This window comes from Novosphingobium ovatum, assembly GCF_009909235.1.
GTDB classification, from domain to species: Bacteria; Pseudomonadota; Alphaproteobacteria; order Sphingomonadales; family Sphingomonadaceae; genus Novosphingobium; species Novosphingobium ovatum.
Window position 1 is genome coordinate 87,605 of the sequence record NZ_JAAAPO010000008.1, and the last position, 21,515, is coordinate 109,119.

20 protein-coding genes are annotated in these 21,515 nt (G+C 63.8%); 11 read left to right on the plus strand and 9 right to left on the minus strand.

Annotation, left to right across the window (positions count from 1 at the left end):
• Positions 1-46: 46 nt before the first annotated feature.
• From GTZ99_RS16195 to GTZ99_RS16210, 4 genes are all read right to left on the minus strand, one after another.
• The gene (locus GTZ99_RS16195; protein WP_161720771.1) at positions 47-1,231 is read right to left on the minus strand and encodes an aromatic ring-hydroxylating oxygenase subunit alpha; all 1,185 of its coding nucleotides are present in this window, start codon (positions 1,229-1,231) and stop codon (positions 47-49) included.
• 11 nt (positions 1,232-1,242) lie between these two features.
• A complete protein-coding gene (locus tag GTZ99_RS16200; RefSeq protein ID WP_161720773.1) occupies positions 1,243-2,664 on the minus strand; it encodes an aromatic ring-hydroxylating oxygenase subunit alpha in 1,422 nt (473 codons plus the stop codon).
• A gap of 186 nt (positions 2,665-2,850) precedes the next feature.
• On the minus strand, positions 2,851-3,378 hold the full coding sequence (locus GTZ99_RS16205; protein ID WP_161720775.1) for a VOC family protein: 528 nt from the start codon (positions 3,376-3,378) through the stop codon (positions 2,851-2,853).
• 12 nt (positions 3,379-3,390) lie between these two features.
• Entirely contained in the window at positions 3,391-4,152 is a 762-nt protein-coding gene (locus GTZ99_RS16210; protein ID WP_161720777.1) for an SDR family NAD(P)-dependent oxidoreductase, read from the minus strand.
• Positions 4,153-4,380: 228 nt separating this feature from the next.
• On the opposite strand from GTZ99_RS16210, the gene GTZ99_RS16215 reads away from it, so the two are divergent.
• Positions 4,381-5,187 (plus strand): SDR family oxidoreductase, encoded by an 807-nt coding sequence (locus GTZ99_RS16215; RefSeq protein ID WP_161720779.1) that lies wholly within the window; start codon positions 4,381-4,383, stop codon positions 5,185-5,187.
• Positions 5,188-5,263: 76 nt separating this feature from the next.
• Here the strand turns inward: GTZ99_RS16215 and GTZ99_RS16220 are convergent, their stop codons facing one another.
• Entirely contained in the window at positions 5,264-6,892 is a 1,629-nt protein-coding gene (locus tag GTZ99_RS16220; RefSeq protein ID WP_161720781.1) for an AMP-binding protein, read from the minus strand.
• A 206-nt stretch (positions 6,893-7,098) separates the two neighbouring features.
• On the opposite strand from GTZ99_RS16220, the gene GTZ99_RS16225 reads away from it, so the two are divergent.
• From GTZ99_RS16225 to GTZ99_RS16235, 3 genes are all read left to right on the plus strand, one after another.
• Positions 7,099-8,292: an aromatic ring-hydroxylating oxygenase subunit alpha gene (locus GTZ99_RS16225; RefSeq protein ID WP_161720783.1), complete on the plus strand. Its 1,194-nt coding sequence runs from the start codon at positions 7,099-7,101 to the stop codon at positions 8,290-8,292.
• 183 nt (positions 8,293-8,475) lie between these two features.
• Positions 8,476-9,801 (plus strand): aromatic ring-hydroxylating oxygenase subunit alpha, encoded by a 1,326-nt coding sequence (locus GTZ99_RS16230; protein WP_161720834.1) that lies wholly within the window; start codon positions 8,476-8,478, stop codon positions 9,799-9,801.
• A gap of 100 nt (positions 9,802-9,901) precedes the next feature.
• Positions 9,902-10,342, plus strand: coding sequence for a nuclear transport factor 2 family protein (locus GTZ99_RS16235; protein ID WP_320076702.1), 441 nt, complete (start codon positions 9,902-9,904; stop codon positions 10,340-10,342).
• Between the two features lie 163 nt (positions 10,343-10,505).
• Here the strand turns inward: GTZ99_RS16235 and GTZ99_RS16240 are convergent, their stop codons facing one another.
• Genes GTZ99_RS16240 through GTZ99_RS16250 form a run of 3 tightly spaced genes read right to left on the minus strand, consistent with a single transcriptional unit; the run spans position 10,506 to position 12,880 of the window.
• Entirely contained in the window at positions 10,506-11,282 is a 777-nt protein-coding gene (locus GTZ99_RS16240) for an SDR family oxidoreductase (protein WP_161720787.1), read from the minus strand.
• Positions 11,283-11,294: 12 nt separating this feature from the next.
• Positions 11,295-12,098 carry an SDR family NAD(P)-dependent oxidoreductase gene (locus GTZ99_RS16245; protein WP_161720789.1) on the minus strand — a complete coding sequence of 268 codons (804 nt, stop codon included), beginning with the start codon at positions 12,096-12,098 and terminating at the stop codon, positions 11,295-11,297.
• A gap of 2 nt (positions 12,099-12,100) precedes the next feature.
• Positions 12,101-12,880 (minus strand): SDR family oxidoreductase, encoded by a 780-nt coding sequence (locus GTZ99_RS16250; RefSeq protein ID WP_320076703.1) that lies wholly within the window; start codon positions 12,878-12,880, stop codon positions 12,101-12,103.
• 202 nt (positions 12,881-13,082) lie between these two features.
• Here GTZ99_RS16250 and GTZ99_RS16255 point away from each other — a divergent pair, with 202 nt between their 5' ends.
• Together GTZ99_RS16255 and GTZ99_RS16260 are read left to right on the plus strand one after the other, a co-directional pair.
• Entirely contained in the window at positions 13,083-14,552 is a 1,470-nt protein-coding gene (locus GTZ99_RS16255) for an aromatic ring-hydroxylating oxygenase subunit alpha (RefSeq protein ID WP_161720793.1), read from the plus strand.
• The gene (locus GTZ99_RS16260; protein ID WP_161720795.1) at positions 14,549-15,331 is read left to right on the plus strand and encodes a ThuA domain-containing protein; all 783 of its coding nucleotides are present in this window, start codon (positions 14,549-14,551) and stop codon (positions 15,329-15,331) included. Before GTZ99_RS16255 ends, GTZ99_RS16260 begins: the two co-directional genes overlap by 4 nt.
• A 202-nt stretch (positions 15,332-15,533) precedes the next feature.
• Here GTZ99_RS16260 and GTZ99_RS16265 read toward each other — a convergent pair whose 3' ends face one another.
• Positions 15,534-16,649 (minus strand): acyl-CoA dehydrogenase family protein, encoded by a 1,116-nt coding sequence (locus tag GTZ99_RS16265; protein WP_161720797.1) that lies wholly within the window; start codon positions 16,647-16,649, stop codon positions 15,534-15,536.
• A 102-nt stretch (positions 16,650-16,751) separates the two neighbouring features.
• Between GTZ99_RS16265 and GTZ99_RS16270 the strand changes: the two genes are divergently transcribed.
• The 5 genes from GTZ99_RS16270 to GTZ99_RS16290 all read left to right on the plus strand — a co-directional run bounded on the left by GTZ99_RS16270 (position 16,752) and on the right by GTZ99_RS16290 (position 21,512).
• Positions 16,752-17,534: a helix-turn-helix domain-containing protein gene (locus GTZ99_RS16270; protein WP_406818606.1), complete on the plus strand. Its 783-nt coding sequence runs from the start codon at positions 16,752-16,754 to the stop codon at positions 17,532-17,534.
• Positions 17,535-17,731: 197 nt separating this feature from the next.
• On the plus strand, positions 17,732-18,121 hold the full coding sequence (locus GTZ99_RS16275; RefSeq protein ID WP_161720799.1) for a Zn-ribbon domain-containing OB-fold protein: 390 nt from the start codon (positions 17,732-17,734) through the stop codon (positions 18,119-18,121).
• Entirely contained in the window at positions 18,118-19,272 is a 1,155-nt protein-coding gene (locus tag GTZ99_RS16280; RefSeq protein WP_161720801.1) for a thiolase family protein, read from the plus strand. The genes GTZ99_RS16275 and GTZ99_RS16280 overlap by 4 nt, the downstream gene beginning before the upstream one ends.
• Before the next feature lie 5 nt (positions 19,273-19,277).
• Positions 19,278-20,486, plus strand: coding sequence for an acyl-CoA dehydrogenase family protein (locus GTZ99_RS16285; RefSeq protein ID WP_161720803.1), 1,209 nt, complete (start codon positions 19,278-19,280; stop codon positions 20,484-20,486).
• A gap of 42 nt (positions 20,487-20,528) precedes the next feature.
• Positions 20,529-21,512 carry a thiamine pyrophosphate-dependent dehydrogenase E1 component subunit alpha gene (locus GTZ99_RS16290; protein WP_161720805.1) on the plus strand — a complete coding sequence of 328 codons (984 nt, stop codon included), beginning with the start codon at positions 20,529-20,531 and terminating at the stop codon, positions 21,510-21,512.
• Positions 21,513-21,515 lie beyond the last annotated feature (3 nt).

A 21,515-nucleotide genomic window follows, 5' to 3' on the forward strand; every position in this document is an offset into this window, starting at 1 on the left:
AAGGCATCGCCCTCCCCGGCCCTTTTGTCATCAGCCAGCCGCCGGATCAGCCCTTCATCACAGGCTTGGGCGTGGTGCCGCTGGTGTCCAGATAATAGGCCAGCCATTTGTGGAAGAACTGGTTGCCCGGCTCGTTCCGGCCAAAGGTCTGGTACTGCATCGCGCGCGCTTCCAACCCGGCCTGCACCTTGTAGCCCAGACCATAGTCCTCCTCCTCGACCACGTCGAAGAAGAAGTCGCACATCTGGTCCAGCTTGGCCAAACCTTCCTCGCTGTCGGGCTTTTGCGGGAAGACATAGTTCATCACGGTGGTGTTCTCGTTCGCCTTGGGTCCGGGGAACAGCTGTGCCAGCTGGCCCATTTCCGGGGCGAGGAAGAAGCTCATGTTCGGGAACAACATGCGGATGAAGTCATAGCCGTGGTTTTCCTGAAGGCCCCATTCCTCACGCGGCAGATCATGCAGGCGCGTGATCGAGTTCTGCGGATAGCCCACGCGGATATGCGGGCCAAACCCTTCAAACGTGGCGCGGTTCGACGGGCTGCGGGTGGCGACCGTGTTGGTGTGCGCGGCCTGGAAGTGATAGCCCTCCAGATAGCCGTCATAGGCCACCTTCCAGTTGGCGCCCTTCATCTCGCGGCTCTTGTGGTAATACCACGTGTCCAGCTTCAGCGCGGCAAAGTCCTCATACATGCCGTCCAGCCATTCGACCGCGTTGATCGCCAGCCCCGGCGTCAGGCTGACAAAGATCAGCCCCACCGCCTCGTCACAGGGCAGTTCGGTCATGTGCAGCGTCGAGCGGTCCACATCGCCAAAGGTGCTGGCCTCGGCGATGCCCATCAACTGGCCCTCGTTCGAATAGGTCCAGCCGTGGTAGGGGCAGGCAAAGGCCTTGCAATTGCCCTTGCCCTCAGGCGTCAGCAACATCGCGCGGTGCTTGCACACGTTCAGGAACGCGCGCGCCTTGCCGTCCTTGCCGCGGGTGATGATCACCGGCTGGCCCAGAACCTTCATCGCCTTGTAGTCGTTGACGTTCGGGATCTCGATCGTCATCGCCAGCATCAAGGGCAGGCGCTTGAAGATGCGGTCCATCTCCTCCTGCCAGCGGCCCTCGTCCAGATAGTCCTTGACCGGGACCTGCATCGTGCCGCTGGCCATGTCGGTGGTCTTGTTCTCGACATAGTAGAGCATCTTTTCGGCGACCGCCGCATATTTTTCATAGAGTTCGGTCATCTCGGCATCCCTCACTTGTTCAGATAGTTGTCCAGCGTCTGGTGGAAGTGACGGATGCGGACTTCCTGATAATCGGCCAGCTCAACCGCCTGATTCTTGGAAATCTTCAGCCCTTCATGCGTCAGTTCCATATTGGTCATGTCCTGATCGACCACCCCGCCCAGAATACCCAGTTCAGGCGCGTCCGACCACATCTCGCTCTCGCTCAACAGGTGCATCGGCACACCATGGGCGCGTTTGCCGCTGGCCAGTTGCTCGGGCGTTTGGCGGGCGATGACGCGCACTTCCATCAGGCAGTGGTCCGCATCCCCCCACGGGCGCCAGCGATAGACGATGTTGGGCATGAACCCGCCCCACGGCGCGAAATTGGGGAACACGTTGAACACCAGCGCGTCCAGCAGCTCGCTTTCGGACACGCCGCTGTAATCGGTGCCGTACTGGCGGGCCGACACCTCGCGCATTTTCGCGCCCAGCGCGGCGCGGGCCGACGCACCCTCGGGCACGTCGATGGCATAGGAGTCCTTTTCCGGGTCGTAATTGTCGACGCTGCGGCCGTTATACTTGCGGAACTCGTCGATGATGCGCTGCTCGGGCCAATGCTCGTCGCGGGCCTGCGCCTCCAGATGGGGGCTGATGACGCCAAAGGGCGTGTAGTTGACGTTCACATGCTCACCCAGCACATGATAGGCCGCATTGGCATCGCCCGTGAACGGCATCAGCTGCGGGTGGGTGACATAGGCGTGGTAGCTTTCCATGAAGGCTTCCATGGTGATCTTCCAGTTGGCCTTGACCACCTTGCCCACCCAGGCAACCGTCACGCATTCCTCGTGGCGCCAGCGTTCAAAGAATTCGGGCAGCGGGGCCAGATATTCCTCAAGGCTGGGGCCTTCGGCCGCATCGCGGACAAAGACATAGCCGCGCCAACGGCCGACCTGCGCCTCGGGCAGTTGCATCTTCTTGTCGGTGCAGTGGTTGAAGTCCCAGCGGCAGGGGATGTTGCGCAAAGACCCGTCGGTATTCCACGCAAAGCCATGGAACGGGCAGACGAACTGGTCAGCGCTGCCGCTGTCGGTCTTGAGCTTGCGGCCGCGATGCAGACAGACGTTGTGGAACGCCTTGATGCTGTCATCCTCCTGGCGGACCAGCAGGAACGATCGACCGGCATTGTCATAGGTGACGTAATCCCCCGCCTCGGGCAGGTCTTCCTCGCGCGCGGCGAATTGCCACACGTTGGGCCACATCTTCTCGACCTCGGCGCGGAAGAATTCCGGGCTGTAATAGCGCGCCGCGTCCAGCGGTTCCGAGCCCAGATATTGATAGCGGTCCTGCGCCATGAAGGCGGGCGGGGCGACCTTGTCGCTGGCCAGGATGTCTTCCCAGTTGGGACCGGGGCAACGCGGGCGCGAGAATTCGCCGGGATCACGATCTGCCATGTGCTTCCTCTTCCGTTATGCCGGGGCGTCGCGTGACGCCCGGTGATGGAAGACAAGTTTTCACGGGGCGGGCCAAATGCAGTTGATCAAGGTCAAGAACACTGGCCCGCTCCCCTCTGACTTTGGCTAGGAACTGGCGTTTTGATGAGGAAACCTGCGCGTTTCAACGCAGGGCCGGGTTAACATTCAGGCGGGCACCACCAGCCCTTCGCCAGCCTTCCAGATCGGGCGGATCTGGGCGTCGTCATAGATCTCCATGATCTCGAAGACATTGCCGAACGGGTCGCGGCAATAGGTGGCGGCATAGCCATGCTTGACGCCATCCGCGTCCACGCTGATCCCCGCCATCGAGGGCGGCGTGTGCACGCGCAGGCCCGCCTCCAGCAAGCGCTGATAGGTGGCCTGAATGTCCTCTACCTGCACCCCGAAATGGGTATAGCCATAGCGGTTGACGCCCTGATCGGGGTCCTGCGGATCAGACCGCGGCGCCAGATATTCGAACACCTCGATGCAGGTATTGCCCAATTGGCACATGAACTGCCGGGCGGCGCTGTTCTTCAGCCCCACCACCGCGTCGATAAAGGGATTGTCATCCCATTCCAGCGGCGGCCCCACCTCTACCCCGCCCAACAGGTCGAGGTAGAAGTGACGCGCCTGATCGAGATCGGGGACGGAAACCCCGATATGCTGGATCCCCAGTGCCCCGATGCTCATCGTCATCGTTCCTTAGAACTGGATGCGCTTGGTATAGCCGCCATCGACCACGACATTGGTTCCGGTGGTGTACGAGGAAGCCGGGCTGGACAGGAAGACGACCGTCTTGGCCACTTCCTCGGGCCCGCCCCAGCGGCCCAGCGCAAAGCCGGCCTCGGTGGCGTTGTACAGTTCGGGCATGATGCCCTGGATGGCTTCCCAATTGCCGCCGGGGAACTTGATCGGCCCGGGCGAGACGGCGTTGACACGGATGCCCTTGGGGCCCAGCGCCTGGCTCAACTGACCGGCATAGACGATCAGCGCGCCCTTGAGCGCGTTATAGCCCTGCGGAATGATGAAGTTTTCCAGACCCGCCGTGCTGGCCAGAATGCACACGCTGCCAGCGCCCGAGGCGGCCAGCGATTCTTCCAGCACCTCGACGCCGATCACCGCGCCCATGATGTCGTAGTCCAGACCCTTCTGCCAGTCGCCGGTCGCACCCGAACCGCTGGTCGAGATCATCGGCACGAACACATCGCAACCACCCAGCGCGTCCACCGCGCCCTTGAGCCATGCGCGATAGGCATCGTGGCCTGCTTCCATGTCGAACGCGCTGCCATAAACCTTGACGCCATGGGCTTCCAGCACGGCGACCGTTTCGGCCACCTGCTCGGGATTGCGCGAGCAGAACGCCACATCGGCGCCCTCTGCGGCAAACAGTTCGACGGTGGCGCGGCCGATGCCACGGCTGCCGCCCGTCAGAATGACCTTCTTGCCCTTAAGACCCAGATCCATGTCTTTGCATCCTCTTGTGCTTGCGCAGACGCCTGCGCGCCTTGTGGTTGTTCAGACGCCTGCGCGCCTTGTGGTTGTTCAGACGCCTGCGCGCCTTGTCCGTCAAATGGGCCTGACCTTGGGGCGGCGCGTGGGTTGGGGCCACTCGCCTTTTGGACAGGAATTGGCCACACGGGGGTGTGATAGCAAGGGCCAAAGCAACCGACACACCGGGACAAGAGGATCATCATGGGAAGGCTGAACGGCAAGCGCGCCATCGTATTGGGCGCCAGCAGCAAGGACAACATGGGCCAGACGATCGCCCGCCGCTTTCTGGCCGAAGGCGCGCAGGTGCTGGTCGGCGGGCGCAAGGGCGATGAATTGCAGGCCTTTGCGCAGGACACCGGATGCCATTGGGCCACCTGTGACATCACCGATGCCGCCAGCATCGCGGCCATGGCCGACGCCGCCTGTGCCGCGATGGGCGGGGTGGACATTGCCGTCAACGCCACCGGCTGGGGTTTGCTCAAGCCCTTTCTGGATGTCACGCGCGAAGAACTGGACGCGATCACCGCGCTGCAATTTGTCGGCCCGCACCTGTTTTATCAGGAAATGATCCGCCGCATGGCCCGCAGCACCGGCGGCAATGGCGGCAGCATCATCCAGATCAGCAGCGCGACCGCCACCATCATGCTGAACGACCACGCCGCCTATATGGGCACCAAGGCGGGGGCCGATCACGTCATCCGCTGTGTCGCGCATGAATTCGGCGGCGAAGGCATCCGCGCCAACTCGATCTCGCCGGGGCTGACCGACACGCCGATGACGGCGGGCGCCAAGACGGTGCCGGGCCTGTTCGAAAGCTTCCGCGCGGGCTATCCGCTGGGTCGCTGGGGCACCTCGGACGATATCGCGGCGGCCGCCGTGTTCCTGTCCAGCGACGAATGCTTCATGACGGGCGAGAACCTGCAGGTGAATGGCGGTCTGACGCTGCGCCGCAACCCCACGCGTGAGGAAATGGCCGCCGCCATTGGCGCTGCCACCGCCGCGCACTGATCGGGGCATCCCACACACAAAAGGGCCGGCAGGAGGCGATCCTGCCGGCCCTTTTCATTGGTCGCCATGGACGGGGTCAGGCGCTGGCCTTCTCCGCCTCCACCGCCGCCTTGATCGAGGCGCGCAGCACGTCCTTGCGCACCTTGCCACTGGCCGTGCGAGGGAATTCGGCGACAAATTCAAACCGCTCGGGGATCTTTTGCTTGGCCATGCCACTGGCCGCGACATGGGCCACCAGATCGCCCACCGTCACATCCGCGCCAACAATGACATAGGCGCACACCCCCTCGCCCAAACGCTCATGCGGCATCGCCACCACCGCCGCATCGGACACGGCAGGGTGCGAGAGCAGGACGATCTCGATCTCGGTGGCGGAAATGTTCTCGCCGCCGCGAATGATCAGATCCTTTTTGCGCCCGGTAATGGTGATCGCGCCATGGACGTCGCGCACCCCCAGATCGCCGGTGCGGAAATAGCCCTGGCTGTCGATCGCCTCGGCCGTGGCGGCCGCATCGGTATAGCCCAGCATCATCGCCGGGCCATGCGCCAGAATTTCGCCTTCCTGCCCATCGGGCAGATCGCGGTCATCACCATCGACGATGCGCACCGCGTAATCGACAATCTGCCCATCGGTGCTGGCGGCCAGTTCCGGGTTGGTGGGCCAGCCATAGGTGACCAGCGGCACTTCGGAACTGCCAAAGACGCGGAACGGGGCGCAATGGGCAAAGGCCGCGCGCGCCTGAATGATCAGGTCGGGCGCCACGGCGGCCCCGCCACAGGCGAAAAACCGCAACGAGGGCAGCCGGTCGCCCGCCGCCTGCGCAGCCCCGGCCAGTTCCACCAGAAAGGGCGTGGCCGCCACGGTGCCCGCCACCTGATGGCGGTTGATCAGCGCCAGCGCGTCAGCGGCATTCCATGCCTCCATCAGCACGGTCAGCGTGCCCGCCACCAGCGGCATTTCCAGACCATTGGCATAGCCCGACACATGCGTCACCGGCGAAGGCATCAGCATCGCATCGCCATCGCCCACACCCCAATGCGCGGCGCTGCGCCCGATCACGCGGTTCAATGTCGCATGGCTGTGCAGCACGCCCTTGGGCTTGCCCGTGGTGCCAGAGGTATAGAGCACCATCTTGACCCCGAACGGATCGACATCGGCGCGCGGCACGGCCACGCCCTGTCCGGCGGCCAGCAGCGCGGCGTAATCATCATCGCCCTGCCCGCGCACGGTGAACACATGGCGCAGATCGGGCAGCACTTCCGCCGCGCGCTGGGCCATGCCGACATAATCAACATTGCGGAACGCGGCCGGGACAAAGATCGCCCGTGCGCGGCAATCGCCCATCATCTGGCGGATTTCCGCATCGCGATAGATCGGCACGATCGGGTTCACCACCAGCCCGGCAATCGCGCAGGCCAGATTGAGCACCGCCGCCTCGCGCCAATTGGGCAACTGGAAGGCGACCACATCGCCCGCCACCAGCCCGCGCGCGGCCAACCCGGCAGCCAGCGCGCCCGCGTCCTGCCACAATTGGGCAAAGGTCAGCGTCCCCACCCCATCGACAAAGGCCACGGCATCGGGCGTGCGCGCCGCGCGGGCCTGCGCCAGATCGGCAATGGTTTCGCGCTGCCACACGTCGCTTTTGGCAAATTCTGCCTGATGGGGCGCGGGCACGCTTTGCCAGCCCCACGGTGAATCGGTCATAACGCGCATTATCCCCTCAACGGCATTTTGCGGCCATGGTGTAGCCTGCGGGGCGCGCTGTCCACTTGGTGAAAAGGCGAGGAACCTAGAACCTGTCACAGCTTGGCATGGCCAAGGGTGTACGGCACTGTCCGCCCCTAAAGGGGAAAATCCCCGCACCACGGTCGTGAGCGCCCCCGCCCACGGTCCGCTGATGGAGAGGCAAAATGCAGAGCCAAAACCCCGACCGCCGCGCGCGGCTCGGCGATGTTGCTGAAATCATGCTGGACTACGTCGAGCAAAAGACGACGTATCAGGCCAAGACGACCGCGAACGTGCGCACCTCGACCTATACTGACCCCGATCAGTGGAAGGCCGAGATGGAGCTGGTGTTCCGTCGCGTGCCGCTGATGCTGGCCTTTACCGCCGAAATGCCCAATCCGGGCGATTACAAGGCGATGGAAGCGGTCGGCATGCCGATCCTGGTCAGCCGCGACAAGACCGGCAAGGTACGCGCATTCCTGAACGTGTGTTCGCACCGTGGCGCCCCGGTGGCAGAACTGGGCCATGGCAATTGCGCCCGCTTTACCTGCAAATACCACGCCTGGACCTTTGGTCAGGATGGCCGCCTGATCGGCATTTCGGAAAGCGGCACGTTTGGCGATGTCGACAAGGCGGGTCTGGCCCTGCGCGAGCTGCCTTGCGAGGAGCGCGGCGGCATGATCTTTGGCTGCCTGACGCCCAACGCACCGATGGATCTGGACAAGTATTTCCGTGGCTTCCTTGAGGATTTCGAGGCCGTCGGCTTTGACAAGTGGACCTATCTGGGCAGCCGCGTGATCGAGGGCGCCAACTGGAAGATCGCCTTTGACGGCTATCTCGAAGGCTATCACTTCGCCTCGCTGCACCCCGACACGATCCAGCCGCGCACGCCCTCCAACCGCACCTTCTACGAAGGCTTCGGTCCCTCGATCCGCATCGGTTTCCCGCAGCACCGCATTGGTGAGGTGTTGAAGAACCTCCCGCGTGAGGAGTGGGGCGATCAGGAGAACAATGGCTACGACTTCGTGCGTATCCTGTTCCCCAATGTCTCGGCGTTTCTGGCGCCCGAAATCACGCAGGTGGCGCAATTGTTCCCCGGGCCCACGCCCGACAAGAACCGCACCGTCCTGCACTACCTGCGCCGCGACCCCATCCGCGACGAAGCTGACCGCGAGGCTGTCGAGGCCTCGATCAACTTCTTCCGCGATGTGACCTATCAGGAGGACTATGTCATCGGCATGGAAATCCAGAAGGGGCTGGAAAGCGGCGCGCATGACCATCTGACGTTCGGCCGGAACGAGCGCGGCAACCAGTACTTCCACGAATGGCTGAACTGGTATCTGAGCGACGACCACACCCTGCCCGAACCCAAGATGTGACATTACCCCCGTCGGTGCGTCACAGGCCCTGTTGCAGGCCCGTGTGGCGCGCCGGCAAGCCGGCATCTGCCGGTATCGCTCACCCCCGGATCAGGGGCATATCCGCCCCTCTCCTGATGACCACACAGCACGCTACGGCTCCGGCTGCCCCCACGGGCGTGGATCATGATCGGAACTGAAACTATGACCGTTGTCGAAAACAAGTCACGCTATTCGCCCGATTTCGATGTCGAGGTGCGCGGCGATACCATCACCGCCGACCGCTACATCTCGAAAGAGTGGATGGAGAAGGAAAAGCAGAACCTGTGGCCCAAGGTCTGGCACCTGGGCGGCGTGGTGGCCGAACTGGAGGAGGAAGGCGACTTCATCCGCCACAATTTCGGCAAGGAATCGGTCATCATGGTCAAGCAGGCCGATGGCGGGATCAAGGCGTTCTACAACACCTGCCCCCACCGCGGTAACCGCCTGATCGTGGGCGAAAGCGGCAGCGTGCCGCGCATCACCTGCGGCTATCACGGCTGGCAGTTCGACACCGATGGCACGCTGGTCAGCGTGCAGGACCCCGACGACTTCGCCGGTGGCAACCCCTGCGGCAAGACCAAGCTGGCCGAACTGCGCTGCGAGACCTGGGGTCCGTTCGTGTTCTGGTGCATGGATGATGACGTGCCGCCACTGGCGCAATGGATGGCGCCGCTGCAGGAACGCCTGGCCAACTACGGGCTGGATAACTGGGTGCGCGTGCTGAAACTGTCGTGCGATGCGGAATTCAACTGGAAGATCATCCGCGACAATTTCAACGAGAGCTATCACCTGCCCACCATCCACCCCGAACTGGCGACCTTCATCAACGACGGCCTGCCCACCACCTTGTTCGAGATGTATGAGAGCGGCCACAACTCGATGTGGATGATCGGCCATCAGGCCACCACCCGCGTTGACTACCACAGCGCCGAAGTGCCCGCCCCGCTGGACGATATCGCCCGCGCGTGGGGTGTGGACCCGGCCGATTACAACGGCCACACCGGCGACATCCGCGCCGCCATCATCAAGGCCAAGCGCGAGCTGGGCCCGTCGCGCGGCTATCACATGTACGCCAACATGACGGACCAGCAACTGGTGGACTATTTCCACTGCACGCTGTTCCCCAACCTGACGCTGACCATGTCGCCCGAACAGTTGCAGGTCCTGCGCACCGAGCCGCACCCGACCGACCCGGAAAAATGCATCTTCCAGCACTGGTGCCTGTATCCCCCGATCGAGGGGCAGAAGGAACTGGTCGGCCCGATCGGCACCGTGCCGTTCAAGCTGGACTCGGTGGTGCGGCACAGCACGTATGGCGATGGGGTGTCGCTGGGTTTTGTTGCCGATCAGGACCTGTCGATCGGCACCACGCAGCAACAGGGCCTGAACAGCCGTGGCTTCAAGGGCTGTCTGCTGCCCGGTCAGGAAAAGCGTATCCAGCGCTTCCATGAACTGCTGAACGACTACGTCGAGGGCAAGCCGGCCTGATCCGGACTGCTGAGGCGGGATGCCTGTGGCGGTTGCCCACCCCTTTTGGGTGGCCGCCACAGGCTCTGCGCCCCCCATTTTTGCCGCAGGAGACTTCCAAGTGAGCGCATTCACCATCGAAGACCGTTTGGCGATCCAGGACCTGATCGTGGCCTATGGCGATGCCGTCGACCGCATGGAAAGCCCTGAGACCGTTGCGGAACTGTTTGTCGAGGACGGCGTGTTCGACCTGTCGGACATTGGCGTTCCGGCCTTTTCGGGCCGCGCGGCGATCCGTGATTTCTTTGTCGCCACCTTTGCCCACAACACGCATCACTTCCACGCGCTCAGCAATTTCGCGCTGACGCGGCAGGACGGCGATAGCGCGCAGATGACCTGCTATGTCATCGGCATGGGCATCAGCCATGACGGGTCCAAGGTGACAGTGCATGGCCGCTATGTCTTTGACGTGACGCGCACGGGCCAGGGCTGGAAGGCCACGCGCTATGCCTTGCAGGCGCTGATGCCGATCATGGGCAGCACCGATCACCTGAACAACTGATCCCGCCGCAATCGGCGAAAACAGGGGTGGGCCGCGCTGGTCCGCCCCTTTTTTGTTGCCCGCCAGCGCCCCGCGCCGCCTGAAACGCGCGCCCGGCAACCGCAACGCAAAAGGGGCCGGCCATTGCTGGCCGGCCCCTGATAGCTTGCGATGGAACCGCGTGTCAGCTCATGCAATAGCCGCCGTCCATCATGAACTCGCTGCAGGTGACATAGCTGGAGGCGTCCGAGGCCAGATAGACCACGCCATCGGCCATTTCCGAAGGCAGACCCAGACGGCCCAGCGGGTGCATCGCCTTGACCGCGGCCAGCGCCGAAGCCGCGTCGGGCATCGCGCCTACCTCGACATAGCGGTCCATGATCGATTGCAGCATCGGCGTTTCGATGCCGCCGGGATGCACGCTGTTGGCGCGGATGTTATAGCCCAGCGCGGCGAACTCGGCGCCCATGCACTTGGACAGCATCTTGACCGCCGCCTTGCTGGTGCAATAGGCCCCGTTGAACGGCGCGCCCTTGATCCCGCCCACGCTGGAGAAATTGACGATCGAGGCACCGCCCTTGCGCGCCTTGCCGCCTTCCTTGAGCAGCGGCAGCAGGGTTTGGACGCCGGTGATGATGCTCTCGACGTTGATGTCATACAGGCGGCGCCATTCCGACAGCGGCGTTTCCTCAATGCTGGCGACGATCGAGACGGCGGCCACGTTGATCAACGCGTCCAGACGGCCATATTTTGCCTGCACCAGATCGGCCACCTTTTGCCAGTCGGCGGTGTCGGTGACGTTGTGGGCCAGCGCGTGATCAGCCCCAACCCCATCGGGCGAGGTCATGTCGGTGGCGATCACGGTGGCGCCCGCCGCCTTCATCGCGGCGACGGTAGCGCGGCCGATGCCGCCATTGGCGCCGGTCACCACCGCCACCACATTGTTCAGTTCGATTGCCATGGGATCAATCCTTTACTGCGCGGTCCAGCCGCCATCGACGACCATTTCGGCACCCGTCACATAGGACGCGTCCGCGCTGGCAAGGAAAGCCACCGGGCCAGCCAGTTCTTCGGGTTCAGCCAGACGGCCGATGGGGGTGGCGCCTTCCATCGCGGCGACCAGATCCTCGGGCTTTTCGGCAAAGCCCTTGTCCACCCAGCGCTGGAAACCGGCGTTGAGCAGCGGCGTCTTGACGAAGCCGGGGTGCAACGAGTTGGCGCGGATCGGCATGCGCTTTTGCGCGAATTCGACGGCCAGACCCTTGGTGAACATGCGCACCGCGCCCTTGGACGCGTTATAGGCCGACACCTCGGAATAGCCCACGATGCCCATGATCGAGCTGACGTTGATGATCGAAGCGCCGCCAGCAACCTTCGCGCCGCTTTCGGCCATCAGCGGCACCAGCGTGCGCACGCCCAGGAACACACCATCGACGTTGATCGACATGATCTTGCGCCAGCCGTCCAGAGTCAGCGATTCCACCGGCCCCGTCAGATCGGTGCCGGCGTTGCTCACCAGAATATGCAGCGCGCCGAAATGCTCGCGCAGATGCGCCTCGATGCCGTTCCAGTCATCCTCGCTGGTGACATTGGCGGCGATATAGGTCGCGCGGTTGCCCAGCGTTTCCAGCACGTTGCGCACCGTCTCGCTACCGGCCGCGTCCAGATCGGTCAGCACGACATGCGCGCCCTCGGCGACGAAACGCGTGGCGATGGCCAGGCCAATCCCGCGCAAGCCACCCGTTACCAGCGCAATGCGCCCTTCCAGCCTGTTCATTCTTATACTCCCATCATGCCGGCGGTCGTTGCGCCATCGATCGAAATTTCCGCGCCCGAGATAAAGCCCGCCTCGTCGCTGCCCAGATAGGCGACCAGGCCAGCGACCTCGTCCACCTGCGCCATGCGGTTCAATGGCGCCATGCCTTCATAGATGGCGCGCACGGCGGCCGGATCGGGCATGCTGTTCATGATGTTGCAGATCAGGTCGGTTTCGACCACGCCGGGCAGGATGGCGTTGACGCGAATCTTGTACTTCTTTTGCCCGCAATGGATGGCGGCCGATTTGGCCAGCGCGCAGACCGCCGCCTTGGTCACGGAATAGGTGACGTAATTGCCCAGCGGGCGCGCCGCGTTCATGCTGGAATTGATGATGATCGAGCCGGTCGCGCCTTCGTTCTTGGCCATGGCGCGGATCGCGTGCTGAACGGTCAGCATGACGCCGGTCTGGTTGATCGCCACCAGATTGCTCCACGCCTCCATCGAGACGTCCTCGATATTGGTGTCGCCATGTTCGGTGCCCGCATTGGCAAAGGCGATGTCCAGACGGCCATAATCGGCCATGATCATCGCCATCATCGCTTCCCAGCCGGCCTCGTCCTGCACGCGGTGGGCGACGAAACGGCCGCCCACTTCGGCGGCCAGCGCCTCGCCCACATCAGCCTTGGACCCGGTGAAGATCACCTTCGCGCCCTCGGCGGCCAGACGCCGCACCGTACCTGCCCCAATACCACCGGTCCCGCCGGTCACCAAGGCGACCTTGCCTTCAAGCCTGTTGGCCACAGTCATCACTCCCACATTCGGTTTGGGCCAACATGCACGTGATGGGCGCGCGTGGAAACCTATGCTTTCGACAAGGTGACTTGCGCAAAGTGGGGTTGCACAGTCATGATCGCATCAAGGAATCCGCGCGGGCAATCAATGACCTGCCGGACCTTTGGGAGACAAGCGGCCGCGCGCCGCTCTGAAAGACAGGATAGACACGATGGCGCACAGCGATACGCAATCCAAGTCCGGCGCGCCCGGCCCCGACACTGCGGGCCTGCCGGTGGGCGAAGGCATCAGCTGGCTGGAACTGATGGCGCAGGACTCCAAGCCCTCGCCCGACGTGCTGGTCACCCCCAGCTATCAAAACCGTGGCAACAAGCCGCTGTCGGCCAAGCGTTACACCAGCCCCGCCTTTGCCGAGCTGGAGCGCGAGAAGATGTGGCCCCGCGTGTGGCAATTTGCCGCGCGCGAGGAAGACCTGCCCGAACCGGGCGACTATGTCGTCTATGAGATCGCGGGTCGTTCGTACATCATTTCGCGTCAGGAAGATGGCTCGGTGCGCGCGATGCACAACGTGTGCCTCCATCGCGGCCGCAAGCTGCGCGACAATGACGGCCACGCCGACCGTTTCGTCTGCCCTTTCCACGGCTTTGCCTGGAACAAGGATGGCAGCTTTGACCAGATGCCGTGCAAATGGGACTTTGCCCATCTGAGCAAGGAAGAGCTGCAACTGCCCGAGGCCGAGGTGGGCCATTGGGGCGGCTATATCTTCATCCGCGAGGAAAAGGGCGGGCCGACCCTTGAGGAATATCTCGCCCCCCTGCCCGAGCATTTCAAGCGCTGGCGCCATGAGGAATGCACCACCGTCCTGTGGGTGGGCAAGGAAGTGCCCGCCAACTGGAAGGTCGTGTCCGAAGCCTTCATGGAAGCGTGGCACACGATCGTCACCCACCCGCAGCTGCTGCCCTTTACCGGCGACTGCAACAGCGCCTATTGGGCGTGGGGCGACAATATCAACGTCAATCTGGTGCCGTTCGGCATCCTCTCGCCGCATCTGGACCCCGAGGGCAAGAGCCAGCAGTGGATCGTTGACCAGTTCGTGAAGTTCAACGGCCGCAGCGCCGACAATTACGAGGCCGATGGCGGTGGCGGTTCGGGCGCAGACCCCTATGCGATCAAGGTGCCCGAGGGCCAGACCGCGCGCGAAGCCTTGGGCGCGGCGATGCGTCAGGCCTATACCGAGCAGTCGGGCTATGACCATTCGGACGCCACCGATGCCGAATTGCTGGACGCGCTGGTCTATAACGTGTTCCCCAATTTCGCGCCTTGGGGCGGGTATATGCCCAACATCGTCTATCGCTGGCGGCCGGGCAAAACGCCCGACACCTGCATCATGGAAGTGCGCGTCCTCAGCCGCGTGAAAAAGGGTGAGAAGATCCCGCGCGGCGCGCCGATGATCTATCTGACGCTGGACCAGAAATGGACCGAGGCGCCGCTGGGCGTGCTGGGCGATGTGCTGGAGCAGGACATGGACAACCTGCCCTACGTTCAGGACGGCCTGCACGCCTCCAAGAACGGTCTGGTGCAGCTGGCCAATTATCAGGAAATCCGCATCCGTCAGTTCCAGCAGACGCTGGACAAATATCTGGGCATCGCCGAGGGCAGCGACGGGACGGACGCGGCATGAGCGAGGCGGCAGCAGAAACCCACCCCTCGCGCATCAATTGCGTGCTGATCTGTGGCGGGGTGTGGCACGACATGGACTTTGCCCGGCTTGAACTGCTCAAGCTGCTGGCCGAGGACGAGCGCGTGCGCACCCGCGTGTTCGAGGATTTCGAGAACGTCGAGGCGATCAAGCAGGCCGACATCCTGATCACCTATACCTGCAACGTCATGCCTTCGCTGGTCGCGCAGGAGGCGTTGCTGGATTGGGTCAAGGCGGGCGGGCGCTGGTATGCGCTGCATTCGACCAACTCGGTCCTGCGGTTGTTGAGCGAGGGGCCGAACGCGGGCCTGTTCGACGCCCCGCGCTGGGCGCCGCTGTTCATGGAAACGCTGGGCAGCCAGTTCATCAGCCATCCCCCGATCGCGCCCTATCGCGTGACGGTGGCGGACGCGGAACACGAACTGACGCGCGGAGTCGAACCCTTCGACACCACGGACGAGCTGTACCATCTGGAATGCCATGGTGACCTGCACGTGTTGCTGGAAACCGAATGCAGCGAACCGGGCACCGGCTTTGTCGAGGCGGCCGATGCGCCGGGCACCCATCCGGTGATGTATATCAAGCATCATGGCGCTGGCGCGGTGCTGTACAACACGCTGGGCCATTGCCGTGGGCATTATGACCTGCAACCCATGCTGGACTGGTGGCCTAGCGTAGACCGCTGTGCATGGGATCTGCCGGTGTTCTATGACCTGCTGCGGCGGGGCATCGGCTGGATCAAGGCGCCGCTGGACGCCTGATCCGGGCGTTTGACGTGATCGCCTGATGGGGCGCGGTGGATGATCCCTCTCCACCGCGCCCTTTTTCATGGGCGGGCCTCAGGCGCTGATGTTGCGCGCTGATGTTGCGCACAAAAAGACGGGGCAGGCCATTTCTGACCCACCCCGTCCGCACCTGCCTGTGTGTCGGGCCAGAGGGATCCCCCCCCGGCCCATCATTCCTTTAGGCCGCCAGACCCGCGTAGCGATCCAGCGAGGCGGCCGCATCCTCGGGCCAGCGCGAGAGCATCACCAGACGCTTGTGCCCATGGCCGATGGCCAGTTCATCGGTGACACCCATGCCGCCGTGGAACTGGATCATCTCATGGCCCAGCGTGACCGAAGCCTCGCTGATGAAGGCCCGGGCGCCATCGACGGCATGGGCAAAGCCCTCCTCGCCCTCGCGCACCAGCGCCAGATTGATCAACGCGCCCGATTGCTCCAGCGCGGCATATTGCGCCGCCATGCGGTGCTGGATCGCCTGGAACTTGCCCAGCGCCGTGTTGAACTGGCTGCGCGTGCGCAGATATTCCAGCGTCTCGTCAAACAGGCGGCGCATGATGCCCAGGCTTTCGGCCGCGCGGGCCAGTTGCGCCAGCGGCATGACGGCGGCAATCGCCTCCAGCCCGCCGTTCAACTGGTTTTCGGCCGGGATCACCACGTCCAGTTCCAGATGAGCGGCCGCGCCGCCATCGATCGTGCGCCATGCGCGCAAGGTCACGCCCGGCGTATCGCAGGGCACCAGATACAGCGCCACGCCATCGGCATCGCCCGGCGCACCGGCCACGCGGGCCGAAACGATCCAGCCGTCAACGCCCACGCCTGCCGGCACGCAATGCTTGGTGCCGGTGATGCGCACGCCTTCGCCCTCGGCCTTCGCGGATGCGGCGACCCATGCTGCATTGCCGCGACTCGCAGGCTCGGCATGGGCCAGCGCAACGCGCTGCGCGCCGCTTGCCAGACCCTCCTGCCAGGCGGCAATCTGGTCCGCCGTGCCCGCATCCAGCAATAGACGCGCGCCGACCAGAATATTCTCGATCAGCGGCTCCACCACCAGACCACGGCCAAGCGCCTCAAAAATGGTGACGATTGCGCTGGCATTAAATCCCAGACCGCCGCATTCCGCAGGCAAAGCTGCGGCAATCAGCCCCAATTCGCCCAACAAATCCCAGTTCTCCGGGGAAAAGCCGGCAGCATGCGCCAAATAGGTTCGGCGACGGTCGATGTCATAACGATCGATGACGAACCTCTCGGCGAGGCTCTGGACCATCCTCTCGTCTTCGCTCAGATCGAAATTCAAGCTTCTTCTCCCTTGAGATACGATCTAGCACTACGGACAGGCCAAAAACGCTGGGCAAAAGGCTAGGATGCTGCTGCCCGCACAAAAAGAAGGCACTCGAAGATGGTCCTGGAGATGGATGCACCCAGTCTGGATTGGGTCGATGCCGTGCGCATCGCTGGCCCCAATGATGTCCGCCGCGCCGCCGAGGCGCTGAACGCAATCGCGCTGAGGTGCGGGATGCATGTGGCGCCCGCCCATGACATCGCGGACAAGCGCACCCCGGTCGATTCCGACGGCAACGTGCTGGCGCGCGATGTCTTTGGCTGGACCAGCGAAAAGGCCTGGTGGCGCAACCCGCGCATCGCGCTGGACTCGCCGCTGACATCGGCCTGCCGGTTCGAAAGCGAACCGTTCTGGGCCAATGCCGAGGGCTTTCACACGCGCCAGCCCAACCGCTATATGGCCGCGATCGACCTCACCAATTTCGAGGTCCGGTCGCTGACCAAGGCGGCGATCGTCGTGCCGGTACATCTGCCTTTTGGCCAGATCGGCGCGGTCAGCTATAACCCGCTGGACGCCACCCGCACGGATCTGTCGCGTGAGTTCGGGATCTATGGCGACATCTTCGGGCTGATCGGGCGCACCTTCATCGCCAGCTATGTTGGCGTGATGGGCGCGTTGCAGGCATTGCCGGCAACCTCGCGCCTGTCCAAGCGCGAGGTGGAGTGCCTGCGCTGGGCCGCCATTGGCAAGACGGATCTGGAAATCAGCATGATCATCGGGCGCAGCCGCGCGACCGTGCGTTTCCACATCCACAACGCCTCGATCAAGCTGGACGCGGTCAACCGCAGCCAGACGGTCTTCAAGGCGGCGCAGCTGGGCTATATCTCGCTCAACCGCTAAGGTTTGGGGGCGCGACCATCCGAACGCGGCGCCAGCGGCGCCGCGCGGGGTCTGGCATGTCCGCAATATGCCCGAAAGACAGGCGAAAACCGCCCCATTCCCGCCTTGGACTAGTCTTTTTGGGAGTCGCTCTTCGGCCCCGCGGCGCGCTTTATCAAAACAACAGAATCGTTCGAAGAGGATAGCCAAAGGCCGCCATGACGCAGAGCCTGTTCACCACCGAGGTCCCGCCGCGCCTGATCGGCGGCCGTGACCGCGCCACCGGACGGATCGTCTTTCCGCACCCCGGCAGCGACACGTTCGACGCCGTGCCGCTGGGCCGCCATGGCACGCTGTGGTCCTATACCGTCCAGCGCTTCCGCCCCAAGACGCCGCCCTATCAGGGCCCGGCGGACTTCACCCCATGGGTGGTCGCATATGTCGAAATCCCCGGCGAGGTGATCGTCGAGGCGCGGCTGGTGGATGTGGACTTTGACGCCATCACCATCGGCATGCCGGTCGAATTCTGCACGGTCGCGCTTGATCCTTCGGTCGAAGGCTCGATGCTGCTGCCCGCGTTCCGTCCCACCGCAGGAGGCGCGGCATGAGCGGCACCAAGGTTTACATCATCGGCGTTGGCATCCACAATTTTGGCCGCACCGATGGTGTGTCGGGTCTGGATCAGGGCGTGTTCGCCGTGCGTCAGGCGCTGGCCGATGCGGGCGTCACCTGGCAGGACATCCAGTTCGCCTATGGCGGGTCGGATTCGGCGGGCAATCCCGACACGATGGTCGATCGGCTGGGGCTGAACGGCACGCAGTTCATCAACGTCAAGAACGGCTGCGCCACGGGTGGTTCGGCGCTGTTTTCGGCGCAGATGGCGATCAAGTCGGGCGAGTTCGATCTGGGCCTTGCGGTCGGCTTTGACAAGCATCCGCGCGGCGCGTTCGATGCAAAGCCTGCCGAATACAATCTACCCGAATGGTATGGCGACGCGGGCTATATGGTCACGACGCAGTTCTTTGCGGCCAAGATCATGCGCTATATGCAGTTGCACGGCATCAGCCGCCGCACGCTGGGCATGGTCGCGGAAAAGGCGTTTCTGAACGGCGTCCACGCCCCCCACGCATGGCGGCGCGAGCCGGTGGATCTGGACGTGATCCTGAACGCGCCGATGGTGTCGGACCCGTTCACCAAATTCATGTTCTGCTCGCCGGGCGAAGGCGGCGTGGCGCTGGTGCTGGCCAGCGAGAAGAAGATGCGCGAGCTTGGCGCCACCCCGATTCAACTGGCCGCGGCCACCATGCGCACCCGGCCTCCGGGCAGCTTTGAGGTGTTCGCCCCCAGCATCGACATCGGTGGTGGCGTCAACACGGCAACCCGTCTGGCCAGCGCGGCCGCGTTTGACATCGCCGGCATCGCGCCTGCCGACATCGACGTTGCCCAGTTGCAGGACACCGAGGCGGGCGCCGAAATCATGCACATGGCCGAAAACGGCTTCTGCGCCGATGGCGAGCAGGAAGCATGGCTGGCCGAAGGGCGCACCCGCATCGACGGGCGTCTGCCGGTCAACACCGATGGCGGCTGTCTGGCCTGTGGCGAGCCGATCGGCGCGTCGGGCCTGCGGCAAGTGTATGAAAATGTCATCCAGCTGCGTGGTGCGGGCGGCGGCCGTCAGGTGCCGGGCAATCCCCTCACCGCCTATAGCCATGTTTACGGCGCGCCGGGCGTATCGGCCGTCACCATCCTGAAAAGATAAGCCTCATGGACCTTGAACTCACCCCTGACGAACTGGCCTTCCGTGACGAGGTGCGCGCCTTTCTGGCCGCCAACCTGACGCCGGAAATCCGCGCCGGCGCGGCGGCCAGCCCTTCGGTGTTTGTCGAACCCGACATCGGTCAGGCATGGAACGCCATCCTGCACAAGCAGGGCTGGCTGGCCTATCAATGGCCCAAGGCGGTGGGCGGCACGGGATGGAGCCCGGTGCAGCGCTATCTGTTTGAAAAGGAGTGCGCACAGGCGGGCGCCCCCAATCTGACGGTGCTGGGGCTGAAACTGGTCGCGCCGGTGATCTATACCTTTGGCACGGACGAGCAGAAGGCACGCTATCTGCCCCGCATCCTGTCGGGTGAGGACTATTGGTGTCAGGGCTTTTCGGAACCGGCCAGCGGGTCGGATCTGGCCAGCCTGCAAACCCGCGCGGTCAAGGATGGCGACAAGTATATCCTGAACGGGTCCAAGATCTGGACCACCCACGCCCATTTCGCCAACATGATGTTCTGCCTCGCCCGGACCAACCCGGACGTGCACAAGAACGCGGGCATCTCGTTCTTTCTGATCGACATGAACCAGCCGGGCGTCGACGTGCGCCCGATCCTGACGCTGGCCGGTGACCATGAGGTCAACCAGGTGTTTCTGGAGGACGTGGTCGTCCCGGCGGAAAATCTGGTGGCGGGCGAAGGCGATGGCTGGAAGCTGGCCAAGTTCCTGCTGGAGAACGAGCGCGGCGGTTCGTGCCACGCGCCCAAGCTGGCCTATGACATCGCCCAGATCGAAAGCGCCGCGCTGACCCAGCCGGATGGCCGGGGCGGTGTGCTGTCGGACAATGCCGAATGGCGCCGCCGGGTGGCCCGCGCGCGTCTGGGCGTCGAATCGCTGGAGATGATCGAGCTGAAGATCCTGTCCGAGATCGCGCAGGGGCAAAAGCCCGGACCCCAGACCTCGCTGGTCAAACTGCTGGCGTCCAACCTGCGGCAGGAGATCGACGAGATCGCCATGGACCTGCACGGTGTCGCCGGGCTGGAACTGGACACGCGCCGCCCGCTGTATGGCGCGCAGGCCCCCGAGCCGGTCCACAGCCGCGCCACGCAAGTAGGCGCCGCACGCTATCTCAACAGCCGGGCCTGGACGATCTTTGGCGGCACCAACGAGGTGCAGGCATCGATCATCGCCAAGACCGTTCTGAACCTGTAACCTATTGCCATTTCGTCCATAAACATACGCCGGGAGCCGGAAATGCAACTGAGCCGAGACGCCCTGTTGGCCGCTTATCGCCGGATGAAGATCATCCGCGAATTCGAAGAGCGCCTGCATATCGAGATCCAGACCGGCGAAATCGCCGGCTTTACCCACCTGTACTGCGGCCAGGAAGCCGTGGCTGTGGGTGTGTGCGACCACCTGTCGGCCGATGACAAGATCGTCTCGACCCACCGCGGCCATGGCCATTGTCTGGCCAAGGGTTGCGATGTGAACGACATGATGAAGGAAATCTGGGGCAGCCGCGAAGGCCTGTGCAAGGGCAAGGGCGGGTCGATGCATATCGCCGACGTGACCAAGGGCATGCTGGGCGCCAACGGCATCGTGGGCGCGGGCGCCCCGATCGCGGTCGGCGCGGCGCTGGCCAGCCGTGTGGACGGCCCCGGCCCCAATGGTCTGAACGTGGCGATCGCCTTTTCGGGCGACGGCGCGTGCAACCAGGGCACCACGTTCGAAGCGATGAACTTTGCCGTTGTCACCAACGCGCCCTGCATTTTCGTGTTCGAAAACAACCACTATTCCGAACACACCGGCGTGGACTACGCGGTGGGCACGGCACGCGACATCGCCAGCCGCGCCGAAGCCTTTGGCATGAAGGTGTGGCGCGCGGACGGCACGGACTTCTTTGCCGTGTTCGAATGCATGCGCGAAGTGCTCGAGCATGTGCGGGCGGGCAATGGCCCGGCGGCGGTTGAATTCGACACCGAACGCTTCTTTGGCCACTTTGAAGGCGACCCGCAGCGCTATCGCGGTCCGGGCGAACTGGAGCGCATCCGCGAAACGCGCGACTGCCTCAAGAACTTCCGTGCCTCGGTCAAGGGCGCCAGCCTGCTCGCCGATGCTGATCTGGACACGGTGGACGCCGAAGTGATGGAGGCCATCGAGGCCGCCGTCGCCGCCGCGCGCGCCGCCGAGCGTCCCACCGCCGAAGACGTCCTGGCTGACGTCTACATCAGCTACTAAGCG